This window comes from Ligilactobacillus murinus (assembly GCF_003288115.1).
Taxonomy (GTDB): Bacteria; Bacillota; Bacilli; order Lactobacillales; family Lactobacillaceae; genus Ligilactobacillus; species Ligilactobacillus murinus.
Genome location: NZ_CP023565.1, coordinates 1433544 through 1459388 on the forward strand (window position 1 = coordinate 1433544; position 25845 = coordinate 1459388).

Here is a 25845-nt window from a genome sequence, read left to right on the forward strand (position 1 = left end):
CTTATTATCAAGAGGTGTTACTATGATCCGTGAAATCAATCACGACCCTAAATTCTTAAGTCAAAAAGCTGTTTTAGCTACTCCAAAAGACGATCAGATCGTCACTGACTTGCTTGATACTTTGCAAGCTAATCAAGCCCGGTGTGTTGGAATGGCAGCCAACATGATCGGTGAAAATAAACAGATCATCGTTTGTCAGATGGGACCGCTAGCTTTCCCCATGTTAAATCCTAAGATCATCAAAAAAGCGCGTCCTTATACAACAACAGAAGGCTGTCTTTCACTTACAACGACAACAGAAACGACGCGCTATGATCTGATCACAGTCCAATACTTTGATCGGACCTTTACCAAACAAAAACAAGAATTCCAAGGCTTCATCGCACAGATCATCCAACATGAGATCGACCATCTAAACGGGATCTTGATCTAGTTTTGGCTTAGTCTTTAACTGAAAAGATCGGAAATTCATTTGAATCACCATTTGCCCCCATTGCTATAGCTAACTTTAATTTAGGTTTTGGGGCTGAAAATGTTAAATACTTAGTCTACCTATCTTTGTATACTAGAAAGGAAATTCACATATGATCACGATCGGTGCTACTACTTGGAGCGAACACAAAGCTTTGATCACAGAAGACCGCCCTGTCACACTAGCAGAGTATGCGGCAAATTTTCCAGTTGTTGAAGTCGATACTTTCTTCTACGGGATCCCCCGGATAAGTACCGTTAAAAATTGGCAAGCTCAAGTCCCACCAGCATTTCATTTTGTTGTTAAAGCTCATCGGTCGATGACAGGTCATAGCGATAAAAAAGCTAATTTGGCCGAATTAAAAGAGACTTTTGCCAACTTCAAGCTTGCGGTAGGACCACTGGTGGAGACTGGTCAATTAAAAACAGTCTTATTTCAATTTCCACCATATTTTATTCCCACCAAAAAAAGCATCAACTATCTGCGTCAGATCAGAGCCTGGTTGCCCGCGCTACCGCTATGCTTAGAATTTCGCAATCAAGCTTGGTATCAGCCTAACACGCTCCAGTCATTAGTCGCTTTTTGTCGCCAAGAGCGCTTTACTTTAACAGCAGCCGATGAACCACATCAAACTGAGGCTTCTGTGCCATTTTATCCAGTGGTAACGACGCCTGATCTGATGTTTTGGCGTTTACACGGTCGTAACCAACAAGGCTGGCTCAAAAAAGGCCCCAATTGGCGCAAAGAGCGAACTCTTTATCGCTACGATCACGCTGAACTTGAACAGTTCAAGCAAACTCTGGTCGGCCTGCAAAATGATGTCAAAGAGATCTGCATCATCTTTAACAATAATTCCGCAGGCGATGCAGTCCCTAACGCGCTCACCTTAAAGGAACTATTGGGGATCGACTTTGATGGGCTAGGACCACCACCACCGACCCAATTGAATCTGATCTAACTAAAAAAAGATAGTCCCAACAAGGCTATCTTTTTTAGCATTTAACGTAATGTAAATCCCCGATCCCGTTATAAGTCTTTGTTTGAAGTAATTTTAATTTTTGTGATGGAGCTATTTGATCGAATAGCATGATCCCATCCCCCAAAACGATCGGCATGATGGACAGATAATACTCATCGATCAGATCACTTTGCAAGGCTTGCTTGACTAAATTAGCCCCGCCACTTGACTGCCTAACCAGTCAACACTTCCATTCTTATCTGCGATATATCCATCTAAACTTTGTGCAATAAATAAACTAACTTTGCGCAATTTAGCATTCCCTATTCTTTCACTCTATTTAAACGTGTTTTCAAAAGCAACGCCTAGTGGATAAGCTTCCCCTACCCTGATGCTAAATTCTCATCACGGCTGGGGCTCCTTATCCATACGGCGCTGTTCGCTTTTGCTCACACTCTATCTAAATATATCTTCTTTAGATCGGCTACCTGTGATTTGGTCAAGGCTAATTCGTTGTGTAAATAATTTTCTAACGAACCATATTCACGCTGCATCACGTGCAGCGCCGTTTCTAAATATGTGTCATTGACCGAGCCTAGTGCACGAAGATTAGTCAAATAGATCTCTTGACCTGTCTTTGGTAATTGGCGCTTGGCTAATTGCTTTTCTTGCCAAGGAGCTAAATACTTGTTTGAAGCTAAGTAATCACGCCTGATCGTTGCTTCATCGACCCCTAGTGCCGTCAAAAGATAGACTGCCCCCATTCCTGTACGATCCTTTCCCGCTGAACAATGGAAAAGCACCGAGCGACCTTCATCACTATTTTCTAACAAGACATCAAAGAAATGCCGATACGCTTTCTTTGCACTATCAGCCAATACGATATCATGGTAAGCTCATAACATATTATTGAACCCAGCCTGAGGATCGGTGAAAAATTGCTTTGCTCGCTGATCTTTAGCTGTACTCTTGGTCTCATCTTCTGGAAATACCGGTGCAAAATGGTAAGTTGCACCCGTTGGAACTTTATCTGGTGCATTTTCTTGTTCTTCTGATGAACGGAAGTCTACATCATGACGCAAACCATACTCCGCTAAAAAATTTACATCTTTAGGCGATAAATTACCTAAAGATGCAGCGCGGATCACCTTATTTGCCTTTATCTGGTGTCCATCTTTAGTCCGATAGCCACCCAGATCTCTAAAATTAACGCCCTGCTCTAGTGGTAATAAAACTGGCATGCTCTCACCTTCCTAATTGTCTTTACTGCCACTATACTTTTGTTTTTGTTTTATTTCAATCTTTGTGCCTTTTTTCTCGTTCCTTGCGCAAAACTTCTAACACCCACCGCATCGAGTAGCCATAACGTCGTGCTAACTCACTTGCATTTTCACCGTTGTACTCAGCGACGATCTTTTGCGCCACTTTTTTAGGATCATAGAGTCGCATCGGAAACGTATATGATAACCCCCGGTAAGTTTCATGGAGCTTATAGGCATTCTCCAACCCGATCAGGTCGGCTAACTCCTGATAAAATTCATTTAATAATTCTTTGTCTACTTCATCTGTCATTTTGTTATCCTCACTTTATTTTTCCTTGCAAATTACAAGATAGTTTTCATTTGACATCTTCTATTATCTAGGGTTACATAGACATATATTGTCATTTAAAAAAGAAGGTGTTTTTTATGTCATCTAGCGCAACTCGCTTACTAGATATCTATCACAAATTGCTCAATGGAGCCGCGATCACCAAAGAAGAATTTGCCCAAAAATATGAAGTCGCTCCCCGCACGATCCAGCGTGATTTAGCCGATATCCGACTCTTCTTAGAAGAATACCGCCCTGATGCAAAACTACAATACAATCGCAGTACTAAAAGCTCTTATCTAGCAGGGCAAAATAATACATTGGGCAAAGCTGAGACCTTGGCCTTATGTAAGATCCTCCTTGCCAGCCGTGCTTTTACGAAAAAAGAAACTGATCATCTTTTAGGAGCTCTAAACGATAACTTGCCCCCAGCTGAACAAAAAGAATTGAACTGGATCATCAAAAATGAACAGAGTAATTATGTTGAACTCCAACATACCAAAGCACTACTTCAGATATTGTGGGAATTTTCCAACTATATCGTTAAACATCGGCTCTTAAACATTGTATATACTAGACAAGATAAAAAACAAGTAACACACACTATTCTGCCAAAAGCGATAATTTTTTCAGATTATTACTTTTACGTTGTTTCATACAGCCAAAATGCCGAGCAAGATCTCTTTTTCCGTCTAGATCGGATCATCGACTACACTCCGCTCGATAAAAAAGCGGGGCACTCACAAAATTTACGCTATGAAGATGGAAAATTACGCCAAAACATCCAATTCATGACCCCAGGTGATCTGCTCACGATCACTTTTGAATTCTCTGGGACCGTCGAAGCAGCCTTAGATCGTTTTCCTAACTCCAAAGTTATTAAAAAATTAGCCGATTCTGTTGTGATCGAAGCTGAAACGATCGATCAAGGCGCGATGATGTGGCTTTTAAGTCAAGGTAAACGCGTCAAAGTCTTAAGCCCTGACAACTTTAAAGCTAAAATGAAACAAGAGCTAAAAGAGATGTTACAAAATTATACTTCCTAACAAAAAGAGCCTGGAAACCTAGGCTCTTTTTTGATCACTGAATTTAAAATAGACTTGCGCCAACAATTCGGCTAAGAAAAAGCCCATCGCTAAAGCTCCAGCGATCATCCCGGCTTCTACTAAAAAGCGTAACGCCAATTCATCATTTTTAAAAGCAAAATAGTAGACTGCTCGATAAGCCTGCCCCCCGGGAACTAATGGCACTAAACTCGGGACATTGAACAAGATCATCGGCTTTTGCTTGATTCGTGCTGCGATCACCGAACAAATACCGATCACGACCGCCGCAACGAGATTGGCTAAGACCATTCCCGTGTGACCAAGGTATAAGAATTTATATGTCATCCAACCCAAAATTCCGATCAAGCCACAGACGTTCAAAGCTGAACGCGGAATGTTCAGGGTGACCGCAAAGCCGACCGTAGCTAGATAACTGAAAATAACGTGAATCACGATCGTTGTTAGATCCATCTTGATCTTCCTTTCTAAAAGAAGCGTAAAACACAAGCAATACCCATCCCGATCGCAACCGCAGTCAACAAGGCTTCAGTTGCCCGGGCGATCCCACTTAAGATGTGCCCTGCTAATAGATCACGTACCGCATTGGTCAACGGAACGCCTGGAACTAGAGGCATGACGCTTCCGATGATCACGATACTATAATTTTTAGCCAAACCATATTTGACACTCAAAACAGCTAAGGCCCCGATCGCTAAAGCAGCCACAAACTCACTAGCAAATTTGACTTTAAACCGCGTGTTGACTACATGAAACAAATAATAGCCTAAAGCACTGATCACAAAAGTTGGCAAAAAATCCTGCCACGAACCGTTGTACATGATCTCCAATGTCGCACCAACAACACCAGCAGCTAACACCAACCACCGTAACTTAAAATCCGGGGTCGTCTGATCAAGTGTAGTCAGATAAGCATAGACTTCTTTTAAAGTTTTGGTCTTAGCTTGATAAGCCCGTGAGATATCATTGACCCGAGCGATCCGCTCAAGATCGATCCGACGCTTTTCGATCGCAATGACCTGTGCATTTGCCCCCTTGATCGACATCATGATCCCCGTCGTCGTTTCAAAGATATCGGGTTCAGTTACACCTGAATTTTTAGCGATCCGCTTTAAAGTGTCATCGATCCGGGCCATGTCAGCTCCATTTTCGATCATGATCTTCCCCGCTAACAGCGTCGTTTCGATAATTAGATCCTTGTCTTCCATGATTTCCCCCTAATTTACTTAATTACATTATATAGCTATCATTTTAACATTTTAGTTCTAAAAATTACGATCATTTACTACCATGATTCGTTATAAATACCTAAAAACATTAACGTTTCATTGCATAAAATATAACTTTATATTAAAAATATCTATATTTTATTAAGAGTTTATGCTATATTTAGCTTAATCTAAAAAAAGGAAGTGACTTGCATGGGACACAATTATGAAGAAAAGCGCCGTTATAAATTATATAAGGCTAAGAAAAGATGGGTCAGTGCTGCGATCATTACCGCTTCGGGGGCGTTCTTATTCTTAGGGACACCAAGTGCCTTAGCCGATGAAGCTGTTACAGCTGAAGTAACGACCACAGCCCAAAATGAGCAACAGCTCCAGGGAACGACCCAAACACAGCCTGAAGCTAAACCAAGCACACAGACATCAGCCACTGAGAGATCAACTGATGTTACGCAGGCACCGACTACTGCAACTACAGCTGATGCTACGCAGGCACCGACCACTGAAACACCAGCTCCAACGACTCAAGCCGACCATGATAAGGGGAATGTAACTGGAGCTTGGGAGCAAGGCTATCGCGGTCAAGGGATGGTCGTAGCCGTTATTGACTCTGGCGCTGATACGACGCATAAAGATTTTCAGCAAGCTCCAACAGAACCTAAGCTCTCACAAACTGAAGCCCAAGCCAAGATCAATGAACTCGGCTATGGGAGTTATGCATCTGAAAAATTCCCGTTCGTCTATAACTATGCTTCAAAAAGCAATGACTGGATCAAAGATGATGGCCCTGGCGCTTCCCAACACGGGCAACACGTGGCTGGGATCATCGGGGCTGATGGTCAGCCAAATGGAGATGAAAAATATGCTGTTGGGGTCGCACCTGAAAGTCAACTTTTAGCTTTACGAGTCTTTAACGATCAATTTGCCGACGAAAATCCTGACGATATCGCCCAAGCTATTTACGATGCTGTCAATTTAGGGGCTAATGTTATCCAAATGTCGCTAGGCCAAGGAGTCGCTGCCTCAGATCTAAATGATGTCGAACAAAAAGCGGTCCAATATGCGATCGACCATGGTGTTTTTGTTTCGATCTCGGCTTCAAATAACGGCCATGCCGGCAGTATCGAAACTTCAGCGATCCACTACTCACCAGGTGGGGCAACCGGCGCTTTTGAACCATTTTCAAGTAGCACAGTCGCTAATCCTGGCGCTTCACGCAATGCTTTGACGGTTGCTGCCGAAAACTCTGGGCAAGGCGCTGCTGCTAACATGGCTGACTTTTCTTCTTGGGGACCAATGCAAGATTTTACTTTAAAACCAGATATCTCCGCTCCTGGGGTCAAGATCGTTTCAACTGGAAATGATAATGGCTATAAGACTATGAGTGGAACTTCGATGGCAGGACCGTTTGCTGCGGGCTCAGCTGCCTTAGTGATGCAAAAATTACAAAAGGAGACCTCCCTCAAAAATGCTGAACTTGTCCAAGCTACTAAAGCTTTATTGATGAACACCTCACAGCCATTATTAGATGCGATCTCAGGTGTAGTGGTCTCACCACGACGCCAAGGTGCTGGTCAGATCAATGTTGGCGCTGCTGTTGCATCACCTGTTTATATCACGGCTGATGATGGGACAAGTTCACTTTCCTTGCGCCAACTTACAGAAAGCACGAAATTCAACTTGACTTTTACCAACTTGAGTAACAGCGATCAGACTTATACTTTCGATGACCTCGGTGGTGGTTTTACCGAAAAACGCGATGACTTTACTGGCTATTATTACGAAGAACAATTGCCTGGGGCTCGCGTAAATGGTGCTAATAAAGTCGTAGTCAAAGCTGGGCAAACATTGACAGTTCCGTATACTTTAGATCTAACTGAACTTACGCCTGGTCAATTAGTTGAAGGATGGCTCCGCTTTACTGGTGATAACGGACAAAGCACCTTAGTCGTACCTTTCCTTGGCTACTTTGGGGATATGACTAGTGAAGATGTTTTAGACAAAAAAGCTAATGATGCTACAAACGTTTACGGTGGTAACTACTTTGTCAACGAACACAATTATCCACGTGGGATCGCTGATGAAGAATCGTTGAAGAAATTAGTCAACTTAGATGGTGACTACAACTGGCAACAAGTGGCTAAACTCTATCAAGATGGTAAAGTTGCTTTCTCACCAAATAATGACAAAAAAAGTGATCTCTTAAAACCAGTTGCCTTTGTCAAACAAAACCTGCAAGACTTAAAAGTTGTCGTTTTCGACCAAAATGGTAAAGTTGTTCGCGTCGTTGCCGATGAAAAAGGCTTAGATAAGTCATTTTATCAATCCGGTCGCAACCAAGATGTGAGTTTATCAGTCTCCATGCGAAATGATCCAAATACCTTTGATTGGGACGGAATGGTCTATAATGACAAGACAGGTAAATTTGAAGTCGCTTCTGACGGACAATATACTTACCGCTTTGTTGCCACACTCTATAATGATGGCCAAAAGAAAGTCCAAACAGCTGATTATCCAGTCATTATCGATACAACGGCTCCAACGATCAGCAACTATAAATTAACGCTCAATACTGCTGAGGATAGACCAAGTGGCCAGTTGAGCTTTGATTTTTCTGATACTGGGGCAGGCTTTACTGACTATTCCTATGCTGTCGTTTTGATCAATGGTAAGCTCTTTGGGCACAAACTAAATGAAGGTACTTCAAAATTCACCGATGACACAAAGCTAAGTGGGACAGCCAACTTTGAATTGAGCCCCGAAGAACTAGCAGCTTTTACTGCAGCTCAAAACCAAGTTACGGTCATGGTCACTGATACTGCCGATAATGTAGGTCTCTTTACCAGTGAAGTTGCAGGTGTGGCGTCTGCTTCCCAAACGGTCAATGTTTGGAATGCCGTTGATGGGCTAGGTTTTGATAAAGATAGCAACTTCTATGATGCTAAAACTAACACCTATACTCTAGTTGGTGGGACGATCCGACCATTTTATTACAACGGTCAGTTAGTTGAAGCCAAAGCTGACTCAACTTACAGCTTAAATGTCAATGCTGACGTCAAAAAGGTCGTCTTTACTTCTGATCAAGCTGGTAAAGATGTCCTATTGACACTAAACACAACCACGCCAAAAGCTGCCTTTGCTTGGCAAAAAGCGCACACGACTGAACAAAACTTTGGGATCGACTTAGATACCGTCACAACTAATGATCCAGAACACGTCTTTGTCTATGCTGCTGTAACTGCCGGTAATGGGGTCAAAGCCTTTGCACGTGATTACTTCACCGGGGACGTCTATGAAGCAAATGTCAAAGATGGCTTAGCAACTTTTGAAGTCAAAGTCAAAAATGCCAGTCGCCGGACTGTCTTATTGGGCTGGACTGAAGTAGCGGGACCGACCTTTAATGTGGTCCAAACTACAGCTTCTGATAATGCTTATCTCGGAGTCGATGCACGTCCAAGTAACCAACCACAGCGTTATAACTTCGCTAATGTGGCTGAATTGCAAACTGATCTAGTCCAAGAAAATGCTGATCCAACTACTTTAGGGGCTCCAGGTGCGCTACCAGGACATGCTTTGAGTGATCTAACGACCCGCAGCGAACCTAACCCAGATATCAGTTTTGACTACCTTGAAGATAATAACTACAACTGGATCGGAGCACAAGCGATCGCTGATGGCGTTTATGATCCTAAGAGCCAAACTTTCCATGTGACTGGTCAAGTGAGCCCAGATGTAGTGGAATTGATCATGTTAGGCAATAGCGCTAACGAACAAGATCCACAAAATCGCGTTTCATTCAACGAAGCTGGGAACTTTAGCTTTGAATTCAATATCAAACCGACACAACAACGTCCGCTTGCCTATATCTACACCACCAAAGATGGGCAAAAAACACGGGGAACGATTCAAGTCATCTTGGATACAGTCTTGCCAACACTGGAATTTGAAAATGTCGTTAACTATGACTTTGATGGTGAAAATTATTACGTTTACACTAACGAACCGCTCTTCACTATCAAGGGAACAGCCCACGATAATCTTGACGGTTACCGTTTCTTCTTTAACGGAGATAATGAATTTCGTGAATTCCACCATTCAGGTATCAACCACGGGGGCAATCCATACGCTCCTTACAGCTTTGAAAAAAGCTTTGCCTTAAATGATGATGCTGGTGAAACAAAACACGTCTATACTTTAGAGGTACTTGATGTGACTGGTAATCACACGACCAAAAAATTCTACGTCTACTACCAACCTAAGACAAACGTTACAGAAACCTTAGACGTTGAGCGAAACTATGTCGATATGTTTGTTGCACAGTATCCAGAAACGACCCTTTTGTTCCTTGATCCAAAAACGCAAAGCTTCAAAGAGCTCGCTTTAGCAGACTTCCATCCAGATGGCTCCTATAGCTTAGTCAATAAATACGGCAATGTGGTCGCTTTGATGAACGTTTATACAGCCGAACCTAAAGAAGAAGTGGGTGAAAATGAAAAAGAAATCGTAGAAGCACCAAAAGATCATCTCTCCTCTCAAAATGAGCAAGATACTGGTAGCTTTGGTAAAGAGCACACTACTGATTCTGACACAGAGCAAAAACAGGCTACATCAGCCGATAAACCAGTTGCTCCTGTGCTCCAAGATAAGGCCCAGCCATCTGTTACACCAACAACTACTGGTCTACCACAAACAGGTGAGACAAAACATCAAGCTTCTATCTTAGGTCTCTTAGCGCTAGGCTTAGCTAGTCTCTTTACTTTAGTTAACTTTGATCGTAAAAAAAGAAACTAAATAATCACTAATAACACAAAAATGCCACTCAGGATAGTTACTCTCCTTGAGTGGCATTTTTATGTGGTAAAGGTAGACCAGATCACTGCTTATCCAGTTACTTACTGTCATCTTTTAACATTAACATCGATCACTAACCACCTAAGACAACGACTATCGTGAATACACGTAGCGATAGATCTAACATCAGTAATTATATTTAGGTAAAAATATTAATATTTAATTACATAAAATATAAATTTATATTAAAAACAACTATTTTTTACCCCATGTTTATGCTATATTTAGCTTAATCTTAAAAATGGAGGAAACATGATGACAAAAATTGCAAAGACATTGTTGAGTTTGACACTTGGTCTGGCCTTATTTGGAACTTCTGCTCAAGCTAAACAAACTTTACGTTGGAGTGAACCATCCGAGATCCAGACCCTAGACCCTGCACTATCCGTTGATACCACCAGTTCTGAAATGATGCGTAACAGCTACGAAGGTCTATATCGTTTTGAAAATAACGGTCAGGTAAAAAAAGCCTTAGTCAAAAAAGAAACTCGCTCGGCAGATGGACTGACCTATACTTTTACCTTACAAAAAAATGCCAAATGGTCAAATGGCGATCGCGTAACTGCCAAAGATTTCGTTTACAGTTGGCAACGAGCCGTCGATCCTAATACTAAAGCTTCAAATGCCCAACTCTTTGACGGTATCAAAAATGCTGCTGCCATCATGGCTGGTAAAAAAGCCCCCACTGAACTGGGGGTAAGTGCTGTTTCTGATCATACCTTAAAAGTCGAACTTGAAAAACCACTACCTTACTTTCGTTCCCTAGTGGTAGCACCGATCTTTTCACCGCTCGATCAAAAAGCAGTCGAAAAATACGGTAAGGATTACGGCACTTCCGCTACTAAAACTGTTACTAACGGCCCCTTTAATGTCAAAGGCTGGACTGGTTCAAATCAAAAATGGCAACTCGTCAAAAATAAACATTATTGGGATAAAAAACAAGTCAAACTTGATCAGATCGACTTTTTAGTGACTAAAAGTACAGCGACTTCGTACAATATGTTCCAAAGTGGGCAACTCGATAAAACAGATCTAAGTCAAGACCAAGCACGGCAATTGCGTACAAATAAAGAATTTATCGCCCGTAAGCAAGCCCGGATGCAGTATCTGCAGTTCAATACTCAAGATCCTTTACTTAAAAATCTCAATGTTCGTAAAGCACTGGCTTATGCGATCGATCGCAAACAACTAGTCAACTCTATCCTAGCTGATGGTTCACTTCGCCCTAAGAGTTTTGTTCCTTACGACTTGATGACTTATAATGCTAAGGATTTCGCTAAAGTTTCAGGAACTAAAGCAAAAATAAGTTTTGATCGTAAAAAAGCCCAACACTATCTCAAATTGGGACTAAAAGAGTTAGGTAAAGATGAACTTGAGCTACAATTACTGGGAGACGATGATGATATCAGCAAAAAAGTCAACGAATATCTCCAATCCCAATTAGAAGAAAACCTCCCACACACCAAGGTCACTACACTAAATATCAACAAGAAAAGTCGGATCGAACGCATGAAAAAAGGTGAATTTGAGGTCGTCTTAACGGGCTGGGGGGCCGATTATCAAGACGCAACTAGTTTTTTGAATCTCTTACGCTCTGACAGTCCGTATAACTTTGGTAAGTGGCAAAACCCTGACTATGATAAACTTCTGACCAGCGCTAAAGAGCAGACTGGGCAAAAACGCTTTTTGACATTGCTAAAAGCCGATGAACTCTTGACAGCTGAACAAGCGGTCACTCCGCTTTATCAACCTGCCTTAGCAACACTTTTGAAAAAAGACGTCAAACATGTGATCTATGCTCCGATCGGTGGTTATAATTTTAAAAACGTCACTTTAAAATAGGGTACTAAAAAATACCTGATCAAATCTCGCAAAAAGAAATTTGGTCAGGTATTTTTGATTCAGCTGAGTAATTTTTCGAGCTCTAGCGCCTTATCTGCTCTCTTCTGGAAACCAAATGCTGATCTCTCTTTCAGCTTCACTTGGACTATCTGAAGTATGGATCACATTGCGCAGGTTCCCATCCGGCCACTCACGCCCAAAGTCTCCACGTACTGTCCCCCAATCAGCTTGACTTGGGTTAGTTGCCCCTGCCATCCGATGAATGATCGAAACGACATTCGTGCCCGTTACGATCACTCCTACGAGGGGACCTTCTTGCATATATGAGACTAGCTCCGGAAAAAATGGTGCATTGACCTTGTCTTCATAGTGCGCTTCAAGCTGCTCTTTGGTCGCTTGGATCACTTTTAAAGCTGTGATCTGATAACCTTTATGTTCGATCCGTGTGATGATATCCCCGATATGTTGTCCTTTGACACCATCTGGTTTAACTAAAACTAAAGTACGTTGTTCTGTCATAGAAATCCCTCCTATCCACAGATAGGATATCATTAATTAAGCGTAATTAATACTTTAATGTTTTTAGTAAAAAAGCTGCTTTTAGAATGCCTTGTTGATCACTGTTGAATGATCTGTGTTGTCATGATCGCCAAATGATTTTGGGCATTCGTGTTGGCGTTATCTTTTAACAATTCTGGTAAGATCATCTTCAAGAAATATTGCACACTTGCCATATCATTGAACTTCATGATCGCCTTTAAACTTGAGCGATAAATATCCATGTAAACAGGTTCGGGATTGCCCTTTTGGATCTCACCAAAGGATTCATACATCAAGTCGATCTTATCTGCGACCGACAAGATCTTGCCTTCTAAAGTATCGTCCTTACCTTCTGCAAATCTACGCTCATAGGCTTCGCGAAATTCGACTGGGATCTCCGTTTGGATGAAGTTTTCTGTCAACGACTCATCAACTTTGGCTAACATCGTCCGTAATTCGTTGGTCGCATACTTGACTGGAGTTTTGATATCACCGATAAAACGTTCCGTATAATCGTGATTAAGCGCCTTTTCATATAGTGAGCGCCAATCGACCGCATGCCCCGCTTGTTCTTCGATATCACCTAACATTTGCGCAGCTTGCGTCACTTTAAATGAGTGAGCTGCCACATTGTGTTCTTCAAATTTGAAATAACCTGGGGCTCGATTGATCATCTCAAGATCGCTCAAACTCTTTAAATATTCATGCATGCCCATGAAAAACACCTCCGTCTATATTTCATACTAGGATACACCGCATGCAACTTTTTTGCAAATATCTTATTCTTTTAGCTTATAATGATAGAACACATAAGAACACAGTGGGCTGATCGCTAAAAAATATTATACAGCTGAATAATTAGTAATAAGATGAACACTGATCTTTTCGACAAATAAAGCATTGACAACCTTTATAGAAAGCGTTATCATTATTATGTAGTCAAGCGTGTTACTGATTTTATCAGGCATTAGCTGTTGTTATAGGTAGATGGGGCTAGTGGCTCTTTTATCCTATTACAACAGCTTTTTGTTTTACAAGGAGGTGAGGTAGTGCGTTTTCTAAAAAGTTACAACAATAGCGTTGCTTTGGTGGAAAACGAGCAGGGAAAAGAAGAGATCGTCATCGGCAAAGGGATCGGCTTTGGGCTCAAAAAAGGCGATCAGATCGACCAAGAAAAGATCGAACGGCGCTTTATCACAGCGGAAGATCAAGAATCGATCATGCAACTAAAGGATATCAGCGCTAAGACTTTAGAACTTACGACCAAAGTCATCAAACTCGCTGAACCAAAGCTAAATATCAAATTCAATGATTTCCAATATTTAGCTTTAGCCGATCATATCGACTTTGCCTTGACCCGCAGCGAAGACAGTATCGATATGAATGCGACCAACACGCGCTGGGAAGTCCGCAATCTTTTTCCCGAAGAATACGCAGTTGCTAAAGATGCGATCTCCGTGATCGAAAAAGCAACTGCCCAAAAGCTTCCCGCTAGTGAATCGATCTTGATGACTTATCACTTTGTCAATGCAACTTCAGACGATGCTAAATTACAAGAAACGATCCAGATCACGCAATTGATCACTGAGATCATCAAGATCGTTTCTTACGAGTATCAATTAGAACTCGATCAGCAATCATTTAATTATAGTCGCTTCGTCTCGCATTTACGGACTTTACTCGTTCGCTTACTAAAAGATAAGCAGCAAGAAGGGGCACAACTTGACCCAGCTTTACTTCAACTGATGCAGGTCAAATACACGCGCGCTTATGAAACTGCCGAGCGCATCGCTGTCTTACTCAATGCCAAAATGGGCTGGCAACTTGAAGCCGATGAATTGGTATATCTGACCTTGCATATTTTTCGCGTTACTTCACGTCAAGCAAATACTAACTAAACACTTATGGTGTGTTACTGATACGATCAGGCATGAACCCAAGGCGTTTTCAAATTAGGCTTTATAGCTTTCTTTGAAGACACTTGGGTTTTCTTATTATAAAGGAGGAATTTTATATGGCTTACGAAGAATTAGCTAACTTCATTATTGAAAATGTTGGTGGCAAAGATAATGTTGCAAGCGTCGTTCACTGTGCGACTCGTTTACGCTTTAAATTAAAAGACGTTTCTAAGGCTAACGATGAAGCTTTAAAGCAAAATGATGGTGTTATCACGGTCGTCAAGTCTGGGGGACAATACCAAGTCGTGATCGGCAATCATGTTCCTGATGTCTATAATACTTTGGTCAAATTAGGAGGTTTTAACAGCAGTGCGCCTGTGGCTGATGATTATGTCGACAAACAAAACATGAGTCTACTCGACCGTTTCATCGATCTGATCTCAGGGATCTTCCAACCGATCTTAGGTCCGCTATGTGCTGCTGGGATGATCAAAGGGCTGACTGCCATGTGTGCTGCTTTTGGTTGGTTGAATACCACTTCTGGTACCTATCAAGTACTCTATGCGATCGGGGATGGATTCTTTTACTTTCTCCCGATCATCTTAGGCTTAACGGCAGCTAAGAAATTTGGCTTAGATCGATTCACTGCGATCGCGATCGGGGCAGCCATGACTTATCCTGCGATCATCGCAATGAGTAGCGAGCAAAAGACGCTTTATACGCTCTTTGAAGGAACATTTATCCAATCTGATATCCATGCAACCTTTCTTGGCTTGCCGATCATTGCGATCAATTACTCTTCGACCGTTATTCCGATCATCGTTGCCGTATGGTTTGCCGCTAAAGTTGAAAAATGGTGCAAGCAGTTCATCCCAACCGTAGTCAAAACGTTCTTAGTTCCATTTACCACCTTGCTTATCACCGTTCCGGTCACTTTCTTAGTCATCGGACCGCTAGCATCTTGGATCGGGGATCTATTAGCCGCGATCACTGAAGGCATCTACAACTTGAGCCCTATCTTAGCTGGCTTAGTGATGGGAGCCTTTTGGCAAGTCTTTGTTATCTTTGGTGTCCACTGGGGCTTTGTTGCCGTCGCCTTGGCTAATATCGCTGCACAAGGTTTCGATACTACGCTAAGTTTGACATTAGCGGCTTCTTTTGCCCAAACTGGGGTCGTTTTAGCGATCTTATTCCAAGCAAAAGATGCTAAAGTCAAAGGCCTGGCTTTTCCAGCTTTTATCTCAGGGATCTTCGGGGTCACGGAACCTGCGATCTATGGTTTGACTTTACCGCGTAAACGTCCCTTTATTTTAAGCTGTATCGCAGCTTCTATCGGTGGGGGTCTGATCGGTTTCTTTGGCACCAAATTCTTCATGATGGGTGGTCTCGGCATCTTCTCTATCCCAACTGCGATCTCACCTAAAAACGGTATGGACATGTCAGTTTATGGCTTGATCATCGCCATGGGAGTTTCCTTTATTCTTGGTTTTATCTTACAAATGCTCTTTGGACGTCAAAGTGTCCTTGAAGTGCAAGACCAAAAAACAGCTGAAACTGTAGCAAAGACAGCCAAAGAAGCCCAACAAGTCGCAACTCATAAAATTCTTAGTGAGTCTCCTGCTAGCTACAACGCTCCGACCACGCTAGCCAGTCCTTTGACTGGTAAAGCTGTAACTTTAGATAGTATCAGTGATCAAGTCTTTGCATCGGGGGCAATGGGACAAGGGATCGCTATCGAACCTAGCAACGGCGTCGTTTGTGCCCCAGCTGATGCCACGATCGCCCTTGTCTTTCCAACGGGACATGCGATCGGTCTAAATACCACTGCGGGAGCTGAGATCTTGATCCACATCGGGATGGATACCGTTCAACTAGATGGTAAATATTTTAAGACTCTAGTTACACAAGGTCAAAAAGTCAAAGCCGGTGAACCCCTCGTCAAATTTGACCTTGAACAGATCAAAAAAGCTGGCTTTAGCTTAACGACCCCGATCGTTGTTACCAATTCCAAGAATTACCATCAGATCGTTCCTGTCAAAACAGGTGCGATCAAGACTGGCGCTAAATTACTTGACTTAAAATAATTGAGGTGAAAAAAATGTATCAAACTGATTTTCCTAAAACATTTCCGCAAGATTTTCTCTGGGGTGGCGCAACAGCAGCTAACCAGATCGAAGGAGCATTTGACATTGACGGCAAAGGTCTAACAACAGCCGAGGTCGTCAAGAAAGCTACTGACCGCAAAACATTTACTATGAGTTCTGTAACTAAAGACAGCATCCAAGCAGCGATCGCTGACCCCGGCGTGGCTAACTATCCTAAGCGCCGCGGGATCGATTTTTATCATCATTACGAAGAAGACATCAAACTCTTCAGTGAAATGGGCTTTAAGGCATTTCGCCTCTCAATTGCTTGGGCTCGGATCTTTCCGACTGGTTTAGAAGAGACACCTAATGAAAAGGGCCTTGCATTTTACGATAAGGTATTTGCGACCTGTAAGAAATACAATATCGAACCAGTCGTCACGATCTCACACTATGAGATGCCCCTCGAACTTACCCTCAAATACAACGGTTGGGCTAGTCGTGAAGTGATCCAACATTTTACCCGCTACACAAAAGTTTTATTCGAACGCTACCGTGGGATCGTCAAATATTGGATGACTTTCAATGAGATCAATGCTGCTTCGATGGGCTTTGGTGGCACAGGTGCGATCGACGCTGAGCTAAGTGAAAAAGAAATGCTCAACTTACGCTATCAAGCCTTGCATCACCAATTCATCGCTAGCGCTCTAGCAGTCAAGCAACTCCATGAGCTTGACTCTAATGCCAAGATCGGTTGTATGCTAGCACGGATGCAAACTTATCCAGCTACCCCTGACCCTGCTGATGTCCGCGCAGCTCAAGCAAATGATCAATTCAATCTATTCTTTACCGATGTTCAAGTACGTGGTCAATATCCAAACTTCATGAATCGCTTCTTTAAAGAGCACGAGATCACCTTAGACTTTGCGCCAGAAGATACAACGATCTTAGCTGAAGGAAAAGTTGATTACCTAAGCTTTAGCTACTATATGTCAACGATCAGCTCTGCCAAAGATACAACTGATCAAGCTCTAGGAAATTTCGCTCTTGGACAGCCTAACCCTTATCTTGAGACAAGTGATTGGGGCTGGCAGATCGATCCGATCGGACTTCGGATCGCTTTAAATGAGATGTGGGATCGTTATCAAGTACCACTTTTCATCGTGGAAAATGGGCTAGGTGCTCTTGATGAGCTCACTTCTGATGGCAAGATTCACGACGACTATCGGATCAATTATCTACGCAAACATATCGAGCAGATGAAGTTAGCGATCGGTGATGGGGTCGAATTGATGGGATATACGACTTGGGGCCCGATCGATCTGATCAGTGCTTCAACTTCAGAAATGTCTAAGCGTTACGGCTTCATCTATGTCGATCAAGACGATGAGGGCAATGGTACCTTAAAACGGATCCGCAAAGATTCCTTTTATTGGTACCAACAAGTGATCGCATCAAACGGCGAAAACCTATAACAGTGCGTAAGAAATCGGGTGAACCGTACGGATAGCCTAGAATAGGCGATGGTGCGTACCTTGCAGCATTGACTATTCGTAGCTATACGCTAGGCTCAGATTTCTGAAGCACGACTACCACAGTGCAAAAAAATCGGATGTGTCATAGCTATATGCTAAGGCACTACCCGATTTTTTTGCACTGTTTTTATCTCAATTTACCGAAACGATCTCATAAATGGAATTATCGATCATCGTTTCTCCGTTTTGTTCATACGCACCCTCACCCTTGTGGATAAGTTTAACGGTTACCGTATGGCCTTGATAAGTAACTTGTTGATCACCTAAAGTTGCTTCACGATAAAAATCCTCAGGTGAAACGCTGGGATCACATATTCCTGCTTGGATCGCTAAATGATAATAAAAATCCATTCCATTAGGTAGGGTCTGTCCAACAACAGAATCCGACACTGGTTGCTCTTTTGTCACACCCTTTGTCACTGGAGCATGTGAAGCTACTGCTAGCCTTCTTTTTAGTTGTTTGACTAGTTTTATGGCTACTACTAGATCCTTGTTTGTCCTTAGTTTAGGGCAAACACCCTGTCATTAAGGGTAACGAGCAAACCAGTACGCCTAAAACACGTAACTGCTTTTTCATGTTATCACCTCATGGCCCGCTAAAGTTATTGTAATAGAGTATTGTATAGGTCCAGACCTAATTTATTCATGGCTGCTTGTTCTTCATTGTTATCACCATTTTGGGTCAAGACAACGACAACAAAGGCACCTTTTTCATTTTCAATAATCGCTGCATCATTTAAGATCCCGTAATTTTGCATGATCCCAGTCTTGTTGTAGACCTTAGCTCCAGTTGGTAGGTCACGAACTAATTTATCATGATCACGGTTCTTATTTAAAATATCTAAGAATTCAGCACTGTCACTCTTACTGATCAATTTGTGGTTATAAACTTTCTTCAACAATTCACCCACATCAGCTGCCGATGTGATATTATCGCGCCCAGCCTCAAGTGACTTAGTATCCATCATCTTACGTTGTAACTTAGTATCATGGGCCCCCATCTTTTCGATCTGTGCATTGACTTTATCGATCCCACCTAAAGCATCGATCATGATGTTAGCCGCTGTATTGTCACTTTCATCGATCATATAAGCTAATAATTCACGGTAAGTAAAGGTCTTGCCCGCTGGCATGTTTTGGATCACACCTGTCCCACCAACTTTATCAGCATTAGAAAGAGTATACGTATCATCTAAATTGATCGTACCGATCTTTTGTTGGGCATAGGCTGCTGCTAAAATAAAGAGTTTGATCACCGAAGCTGCACTTTGAGTTTGATTGTTCAATAAATAACTCGTATCTTCATTCATCGGTGCCACATAGACTGTTTTATCACCAGCGATCCCGCCGATATCATTAGCTACAAGTTCTTTGACTTTAGCTTCATCAAAGCTGGAGCTTGAACTCGAAGTTTCACTACTGCTAGAAGCAACACTACTGCTCTCTTTTTCAGTCGAACTTTCAGCCTTACTACTTTTAGCTACAGAAGTTGTTTCATTAGCTGGTTTATTGAGTGTATTGTAAGCAAAATACCCACCAACACCTAAAACAAGTAGCCCTGCAACTACCCCAATGATGATCCCAGCTGGATTACTTTTACGTTGGGGAACACCCGCATATGGTCCTTTTGTTCGCGAATAGGTCGGTTCTGGCGCTGGCGCTTGTTTTGGGGCCGTGCCAGCAAAGGGCGCACCGCATTGGTCACAAAAATCATTTTTGATATCATTTGAGACACCACAAGTTTGGCAGATTTTTCCTGGCTTAGCGCTTGATACTTGAGTAGTTGGATCTGGCAAAGTTTCACCACAACTTTGGCAAAATTTTGAGCCAGTTGGATTAGTCGAATTACATTTTGGACACTTCACGTCTTAACATCCCTTCATTATCTCTAGTTCTTAGTAATATTCTAGCTAAAATCGGTCATTTTTAATAGGTATCTTATCCTTGAAATTTTCCTTAGTTTTTTCACTATTTTTAGCTACAAAATTGCTTTTCTTTGTCTAAGTGGAAAATTAGCGTTATCCTTAAAGTAACGTGAGGTTTAGCGCTTCACGATTTCAAGGGGGGCATTAATTATGAATGAAAAATTTAGTTCACACTATGATGTTGTCGGTAGTTTTTTACGACCAAGTAAATTAAAACATGCTAAAGAGGATTTAGCAAACGGTAAGATCGACCAAGATAATTACGATGAGATCTTGAAAAAAGAGATCAAACGTGTTGTTGAAAAACAAGCTAAACTTGGCTTAAAGGATGCAACCGATGGTGAATTTGGGCGCAGTTGGTGGCATTTAGATTTTCTTTGGGGCTTCAAGGGTGTCAAACGCTATGATTATCACCAAAGTTATAAATTCCACGGGGAAAAGACCCGAACTGACAATGTTGAGTTGGGTGGCCGTATCGAATATAATCCAGACCACCCCTTCTTTGAACAATTTAAGTATCTAAAGAGCATCGTTCCAAAAGGCGTTGTTGCTAAACAAACGATCCCTTCTCCAACACTTTTCTTTAGAGATGATCGCAGTAAAAATTACAAACTCTTCTATGCTAATTGGGAAGAATTTCTCAAGGGTTTAGCTCAAGCTTATAGTGAAACGATCAAGCATTTCTATGATCTAGGTTGTCGTTATTTACAATTAGATGATACGACCTGGGCCTTTTTGATCAGCAAGTTAAATGAAACAACGGGTGAAGAACGCGACAAATATTTAGCTTTAGCCAAAGATAGCGTCTTTGTCATCAATAAGATGCTTGAAAAAGTCCCAGCCGATATGACCATCACGACCCACATTTGTCGGGGCAATTTCAAATCGACTTACCTATTCAGTGGTAGCTATGACGTGATCGCACCATACTTAAGTCTTTTGAACTATGATGAATTATTCTTAGAATACGATAATGAACGTTCCGGCAATTTTGATGCCTTAAAGCGGATCTGGAACGAGCGAAAAGACGTTAAGATCATTTTAGGCTTAGTGACCTCAAAATTCCCTGACTTAGAAGATCCAGCTAAGTTAAAGGCTAGAGTAGCTGAAGCAGCCAAGCTAGTACCCTTAGAAAATCTGGGGATCTCAACTCAATGTGGTTTTGCTTCAACAGAAGAAGGTAACGAATTGACCGAAGATGAACAATGGGCCAAGGTCAAATTAGTAGTCGAAACAGGTAAAGAGATCTGGTAGTGTATAAATAACTACTAGCAAAAACTCCCGCTCAAGGTGTGTTCTTGCATCTTGAGCGGGAGTTTATTTGCTTATCAAAGAGAGCATTATCTTTGATAAGCACTTTGGCCATCAACATAAGTTTCTTTGAGTTCTAAAGTTGGGCTGACTACCAAGAAATCAGCGTCACGGCCATTTTGGATACTGCCACAGACATCAGCGATCCCGGCACTCTTAGCTGGAAGCTCACTTGCCATTTCAAATGCTTCTGAAAGACTACATAGCCCCCAATCAACAAGGTTTTTGACTGCGGTAAATAGCTCTAAGACACTGCCAGCTAAACTGCCACCATCTTTTAGGCGGGCCGCTCCATCTTTGACCTCGACCAAAAACTCGCCTAACATATACTCACCTTCAGGCATCCCGCCTGCTTGCATACAGTCAGTCACCAAAACGGTCTTTTCTTTTTTAGCCTTGAGCAACGCTGAGATCGCACCCAGATGAACATGATGTCCGTCACAGATCAACTCAGTATAAGCATCACTTGCAAAAGCAGCTCCGACCATTCCAGGTGCCCGATGATTTAGGCCACTCATCCCATTATACGTGTGAACAAAGATATCAGCGCCAGCATCAACAGCTGCCATCGCTTCTTTATAGGTAGCATTACTATGCCCTAGACAAACCTTGACCCCACTTTTGACAGCTTGCTTGGTAAATGCGAGCGCCCCAGGACGTTCGGGGGCAAGGGCGATCTTTTTGATCATTCCTTTTGCATAAGCTTGCAGGCTTTTAAGCTCAACAAGATCGGCATCGCGCATATACGCTGGGTTCTGTGCTCCTTTATGTTCCGTAGTAAAATAAGGTCCCTCAAGATATATCCCTTGGATCTTGGCACCTGATATTTCATGAGCTTTTTCACCTAGCAACTGACAAACCTGCGCTAACTTTTGTGGTGGTGCGGTCAAAGTCGTCGGCAGATAGGAAGTTACCCCACATGAAAGTAACCTCTGTGAGATCTCAGCTAAGCCTGCTGGATCGGCATCCATCACGTCATGTCCCGCATAGCCATGGATGTGCGTGTCAACTAAGCCCGGGGCAATGATCGCATCTTTTTTGTCGATGATCGTTGCAGCAAAAAGGTCGGTCTCTGGCGGTAGGTAACGGCCAAATTTACCATCCTTGATCTCTAAGTAGCCCCCAGTTTTTACCCCACTTTTAGTTAAAAATGTCTGTGCTTTTATATAATAATGCATGTCATTTCGCCTTCTTTATTCAAATTCGTGGATCAAAACACCTTTAACGACACGATTAACGGTCCCGCTTGGCGATGGAGTATCGGGTGTGTTACCGATCTTAAGTGAAGTCAATAAAGCGATCACTTGGGCCACCATGATATCGGGCAAGGCTAAGTAGCCTTCTGGTAAGGTCTCACTTGGAGGATAATCGAAACGTTGGCCAGTAAATTCATGGCCACTCACTTGCCCAATGCTTACCGTCTGCAAAGCGATCTGATCGGCGTGAACTTCTTCTAACACATCAAGATCATATTTGCGGGTATACGGATCATTAGCTACAAGATCCAACACTAAAGTCTTTTCATTGATAAAAGATTTTGGCCCATGTCTAAAGCCCATCGAAGAATCAAAGACTGTTGCGATCTGACCATGAGTCAATTCCAAGATCTTCAATTGCGCTTCACGAGCTAGTCCACTCAACGGGCCCGAACCCAGGTAAACGATCCGCTCAAAATCAAGCTCAACTAAAGCTGCTAACTGGTCTTCTTGTTCGATCACATACTCGCCTAATTTAACTGCTGTTTTTACATAGTCGATCTTTTTAGCTTGGTCAGTTTGATCAAAAAACAAGAGACCCGCTAATGTCATACACGTAAATGAGCCGGTCATCGCAAACCCTTTATCGTTAGAAAGCTCTGGCATTAAAACGACCAAGCTGTTCGCATCAGTCTTTCCTGTAACTGCTAAAGCGCCCTCAGCAGCACAGGTGATCACTAAATGCTTGACCTGTTTGACGACTTTATTTGCTAATTTCACAGTTGCCTTACTTTCAGGGCTATTACCACTGCGCGCAAAGGACACGAGTAAGGTCGGTTCATCGGCTAAAAGATAGTCTTTTGGTGCTGCCACGATATCCGTAGTCCCCAGACTCACAAATTCAAAGCGGTTCGTGTCCCCCATCCGGCGTAGATAAGGCACTAAGGTATCCCCCACATACTGTGAGGTCCCCGCTCCCGTGAAAATCACGCGGATCTTTTGGTTTTCTTTGAGCTCAAAGCTAGCCAACAAGTCAGCTAATTTAGCTTGATGCTGTTGACAGATCGCTAGGGTCTCTAGCCAAAGTTTTGGTTCTTGTTGGATCTCACGGGTCGTAATAACGGCTCCTAATTTTTCTAAGGTCGCGTTACTTTTTTCAAACAATCTGCTCACCTCTTAACTATTTGCATCGATCAAACCCTGGAGCGCTTCATTGACATCAGTCACGCCATTGCGCGCTTCCGCAATAAGATCAGCCTTTGAACCTAACATTTCTGCGTTCAAATACCCGATCACCATTGCCATGTTCATCCCAGCATAGAGCCGGTAATTAGCGCCGGCCATGATCTGTTTGGCGATCACATTGCACGGTGTCCCACCATATAGATCAGCTAACACGACAAAATCATCAAGCTTAGCAACAACTTTTTCAAATTTAGCTAAAAATTCTGTTTGGCCTTCATTGGGTAACAGTGATACTGTGTAGATATCATCTTGTGGTCCCATGATCATTTCAACACTTTTCTTCAATTCAATACCTAGATCTCCGTGACTGATCAATACTAATGGTTTCATAAATTTCATTTCCTTTCCTATGGTAAACGAACCACAATGAAGCTACTTCACCATGGTCCGCTAAGAGTCTATTTTGAAATAACACCTAAAGCTGATAATGCGATTGAAACAAAGAGTACGATGAAGATCGCTTTGGTCGAAGTCATATTTTTCTTACCAAGTAACCAGTAAACAGCTAAAACGATCACTGCTGGTAATAATCTAGGTAATAACATATCCAAGTTATTTTGGAAATCGATCTTAACGTCTCCGATCATCGGTGTCCAAGCGAGTTTAACATTGATCATTGTAGCTACCAACGCTCCCACCATGAAGACCCCAAGTTGGGTCGCAGCATCGGTCAAAGCGGTCAAACGGTGTTGCATCGTTGTTACCAAAGTGCTACCTTCTTTGTAGGCAAATTTCAATTGGCTCCAACGAAAGACCATGATCGCTACACAGGCCAAGACCCAGATCAAAACGCCAAGTGGATTACCTTTGACCGCCATATCAGCGGCGATCGCACCAAAGATCGCTGGGATCAAAGCGCCAAAGATCGCATCCCCGATTGCAGCAAACGGTCCCATCAGACCAGCTTTCAAACCGTTGACTGTTTCAGCTGATTTGGCCCCTTCTTCTTCCAACGCCAAGTCGATCCCTGTAACGATCGTATTGAAAAAGTTTGACGTGTTGAAGAATTGGGTGTGTAATTTCATCATCTTCTTTAACTCAGGTGTCCCGTCACCATACATCTTGCGCAATTGGGGCAAGATCGTATACAGATAACCTGACGCTTGCATGCGTTCGTAGTTCCAGCCTAATTGGAAACCAAAGAGACTGCGCCGGTTGATCTGCTTGAAGTCGGCATCGGTCAATTTGTAACCTGTTGTTTTTGGTTTATTAGAGTTCGTCATCTTCAATTTCCCCCTCACTGTTATTATTTACCTGTGGCTGTTGCGGTGCTTTTGGTGCATCCGCATCACTGCGTTTGTAAGAGATATAGGCTAAAGCTAGACCGATCAAAGCGATCGCTAACATTGGCATACTATTGAAGTTAGCTACTAAAGTCTTGTCTAAACCGGCAACACTTGTTCCAAGCAATTGGATATTGCCAAAGAGCGTTGTCATAAGTGCAGTGATCACAAAGCCCAAGATCAAATAAGCAAAGTGTTTCTTAACTGGTAAGTAGCGCAGTAAGATCGCAAAACCGACAGCTGGTAAGACTGCCCCCGCAACTGAGAGCCCATCCCCTAACCATTTGAGATCGCCGTTCAAGTAACCAACGACTTTGGAAACTAGGCCACCACCAAAGGCTAAAGCTAAGAACACTGGTAACATCCGGGAAAGTGACCATGAGATCGCCCCCATCAAGAAGTGACGTTCGATCTTCTTATATTCAAAGTTTTCCACATCTTTATCGATCTTGTGTGCAAAATACGTATTGGCAAAACGGCCTAAGATATCAGTTTGGATCATCAAGGCAGCCACTGGCACTGCGATCGCTGCCATCGCTTGTTTGGGATCCATCCCGACCGAAACGGCAAAGGCGGTCGCCAAGATCGTACCCGAGTTAGCATCAATTCTGGAAGCGCCGCCAAAAGTTCCGACCCCTAAGATCGTCAGTTGCATCATCCCACCAATATATAGACCAGTCTTTAGATCACCCATTACAAGCCCGGAGATCAAGCCGGCAAAAACAGCTGAACCCGCCGAGGAGTTGATCTGTAATTCATCTAAGATCTGGTATCCGGCATACAACGTGAGTAGTAAAATCTGCCACCATGCAATTGTCATTTAGG

Annotated in this window: 22 protein-coding genes and 1 pseudogene; 9 read left to right on the plus strand and 14 right to left on the minus strand. The window is 42.6% G+C overall.

The window, feature by feature from the left end:
- Nucleotides 1–22: 22 nt before the first annotated feature.
- Both CPS94_RS07195 and CPS94_RS07200 read left to right on the plus strand, forming a co-directional pair.
- Entirely contained in the window at nt 23–433 is a 411-nt protein-coding gene (locus CPS94_RS07195) for a peptide deformylase (protein ID WP_039936203.1), read from the plus strand.
- A 151-nt stretch (nt 434–584) separates the two neighbouring features.
- A complete protein-coding gene (locus CPS94_RS07200) occupies nt 585–1430 on the plus strand; it encodes a DUF72 domain-containing protein (RefSeq protein ID WP_004050059.1) in 846 nt (281 codons plus the stop codon).
- A gap of 34 nt (nt 1431–1464) precedes the next feature.
- On the opposite strand, the gene CPS94_RS11790 is transcribed toward CPS94_RS07200, so the two are convergent.
- From CPS94_RS11790 to CPS94_RS07215, 3 genes and pseudogenes are all read right to left on the minus strand, one after another.
- Nucleotides 1465–1626, minus strand: coding sequence for a dihydrofolate reductase family protein (locus tag CPS94_RS11790; RefSeq protein ID WP_238145331.1), 162 nt, complete (start codon nt 1624–1626; stop codon nt 1465–1467).
- Between the two features lie 253 nt (nt 1627–1879).
- Nucleotides 1880–2671: pseudogene (locus CPS94_RS07210) on the minus strand (tyrosine-protein phosphatase).
- A 55-nt stretch (nt 2672–2726) separates the two neighbouring features.
- The gene (locus CPS94_RS07215) at nt 2727–3002 is read right to left on the minus strand and encodes a Mor transcription activator family protein (RefSeq protein ID WP_004050055.1); all 276 of its coding nucleotides are present in this window, start codon (nt 3000–3002) and stop codon (nt 2727–2729) included.
- Between the two features lie 116 nt (nt 3003–3118).
- Between CPS94_RS07215 and CPS94_RS07220 the strand changes: the two genes are divergently transcribed.
- Nucleotides 3119–4066, plus strand: coding sequence for a helix-turn-helix transcriptional regulator (locus tag CPS94_RS07220; RefSeq protein WP_004050053.1), 948 nt, complete (start codon nt 3119–3121; stop codon nt 4064–4066).
- Nucleotides 4067–4084: 18 nt separating this feature from the next.
- On the opposite strand, the gene CPS94_RS07225 is transcribed toward CPS94_RS07220, so the two are convergent.
- The gene (locus CPS94_RS07225) at nt 4085–4537 is read right to left on the minus strand and encodes a threonine/serine exporter family protein (protein ID WP_004050051.1); all 453 of its coding nucleotides are present in this window, start codon (nt 4535–4537) and stop codon (nt 4085–4087) included.
- Nucleotides 4538–4551: 14 nt separating this feature from the next.
- The gene (locus tag CPS94_RS07230; protein ID WP_004050050.1) at nt 4552–5292 is read right to left on the minus strand and encodes a threonine/serine exporter family protein; all 741 of its coding nucleotides are present in this window, start codon (nt 5290–5292) and stop codon (nt 4552–4554) included.
- Nucleotides 5293–5505: 213 nt separating this feature from the next.
- Between CPS94_RS07230 and CPS94_RS07235 the strand changes: the two genes are divergently transcribed.
- Together CPS94_RS07235 and CPS94_RS07240 are read left to right on the plus strand one after the other, a co-directional pair.
- Nucleotides 5506–10101: a S8 family serine peptidase gene (locus tag CPS94_RS07235; protein ID WP_112286449.1), complete on the plus strand. Its 4596-nt coding sequence runs from the start codon at nt 5506–5508 to the stop codon at nt 10099–10101.
- Between the two features lie 315 nt (nt 10102–10416).
- Nucleotides 10417–12003: a peptide ABC transporter substrate-binding protein gene (locus CPS94_RS07240; RefSeq protein ID WP_162626416.1), complete on the plus strand. Its 1587-nt coding sequence runs from the start codon at nt 10417–10419 to the stop codon at nt 12001–12003.
- Between the two features lie 90 nt (nt 12004–12093).
- On the opposite strand, the gene ndk is transcribed toward CPS94_RS07240, so the two are convergent.
- Together ndk and CPS94_RS07250 are read right to left on the minus strand one after the other, a co-directional pair.
- The gene (ndk, locus tag CPS94_RS07245; protein ID WP_112194312.1) at nt 12094–12522 is read right to left on the minus strand and encodes a nucleoside-diphosphate kinase; all 429 of its coding nucleotides are present in this window, start codon (nt 12520–12522) and stop codon (nt 12094–12096) included.
- A gap of 98 nt (nt 12523–12620) precedes the next feature.
- Nucleotides 12621–13259 (minus strand): YfbR-like 5'-deoxynucleotidase, encoded by a 639-nt coding sequence (locus CPS94_RS07250; protein ID WP_076149017.1) that lies wholly within the window; start codon nt 13257–13259, stop codon nt 12621–12623.
- A 333-nt stretch (nt 13260–13592) separates the two neighbouring features.
- Between CPS94_RS07250 and CPS94_RS07255 the strand changes: the two genes are divergently transcribed.
- From CPS94_RS07255 to CPS94_RS07265, 3 genes are all read left to right on the plus strand, one after another.
- Nucleotides 13593–14441, plus strand: a complete 849-nt coding sequence (locus CPS94_RS07255) for a PRD domain-containing protein (RefSeq protein WP_112194310.1) — start codon at nt 13593–13595, stop codon at nt 14439–14441.
- A 116-nt stretch (nt 14442–14557) separates the two neighbouring features.
- The gene (locus CPS94_RS07260) at nt 14558–16525 is read left to right on the plus strand and encodes a beta-glucoside-specific PTS transporter subunit IIABC (RefSeq protein WP_112194308.1); all 1968 of its coding nucleotides are present in this window, start codon (nt 14558–14560) and stop codon (nt 16523–16525) included.
- Nucleotides 16526–16539: 14 nt separating this feature from the next.
- Nucleotides 16540–18000, plus strand: a complete 1461-nt coding sequence (locus CPS94_RS07265; RefSeq protein ID WP_112194306.1) for a glycoside hydrolase family 1 protein — start codon at nt 16540–16542, stop codon at nt 17998–18000.
- 192 nt (nt 18001–18192) lie between these two features.
- Here CPS94_RS07265 and CPS94_RS07270 read toward each other — a convergent pair whose 3' ends face one another.
- The gene (locus tag CPS94_RS07270; RefSeq protein WP_162626417.1) at nt 18193–18468 is read right to left on the minus strand and encodes a hypothetical protein; all 276 of its coding nucleotides are present in this window, start codon (nt 18466–18468) and stop codon (nt 18193–18195) included.
- 194 nt (nt 18469–18662) lie between these two features.
- On the minus strand, nt 18663–19925 hold the full coding sequence (locus CPS94_RS07275) for a serine hydrolase (protein ID WP_112194302.1): 1263 nt from the start codon (nt 19923–19925) through the stop codon (nt 18663–18665).
- 210 nt (nt 19926–20135) lie between these two features.
- On the opposite strand from CPS94_RS07275, the gene CPS94_RS07280 reads away from it, so the two are divergent.
- Nucleotides 20136–21239, plus strand: coding sequence for a vitamin B12 independent methionine synthase (locus tag CPS94_RS07280; RefSeq protein ID WP_112194300.1), 1104 nt, complete (start codon nt 20136–20138; stop codon nt 21237–21239).
- Between the two features lie 86 nt (nt 21240–21325).
- Here the strand turns inward: CPS94_RS07280 and nagA are convergent, their stop codons facing one another.
- The 5 genes from nagA to CPS94_RS07305 all read right to left on the minus strand — a co-directional run bounded on the left by nagA (nt 21326) and on the right by CPS94_RS07305 (nt 25840).
- Complete coding sequence (gene nagA, locus CPS94_RS07285; RefSeq protein WP_112194298.1) at nt 21326–22474, minus strand: N-acetylglucosamine-6-phosphate deacetylase; 1149 nt, start codon at nt 22472–22474, stop codon at nt 21326–21328.
- 15 nt (nt 22475–22489) lie between these two features.
- Nucleotides 22490–23656, minus strand: coding sequence for an SIS domain-containing protein (locus tag CPS94_RS07290; protein WP_112194296.1), 1167 nt, complete (start codon nt 23654–23656; stop codon nt 22490–22492).
- A gap of 12 nt (nt 23657–23668) precedes the next feature.
- A complete protein-coding gene (locus CPS94_RS07295; protein ID WP_112194294.1) occupies nt 23669–24067 on the minus strand; it encodes a PTS sugar transporter subunit IIA in 399 nt (132 codons plus the stop codon).
- A gap of 68 nt (nt 24068–24135) precedes the next feature.
- Complete coding sequence (locus CPS94_RS07300) at nt 24136–24960, minus strand: PTS system mannose/fructose/sorbose family transporter subunit IID (protein WP_112286450.1); 825 nt, start codon at nt 24958–24960, stop codon at nt 24136–24138.
- A complete protein-coding gene (locus tag CPS94_RS07305; protein ID WP_112194292.1) occupies nt 24947–25840 on the minus strand; it encodes a PTS mannose/fructose/sorbose/N-acetylgalactosamine transporter subunit IIC in 894 nt (297 codons plus the stop codon). Before CPS94_RS07305 ends, CPS94_RS07300 begins: the two co-directional genes overlap by 14 nt.
- Nucleotides 25841–25845 lie beyond the last annotated feature (5 nt).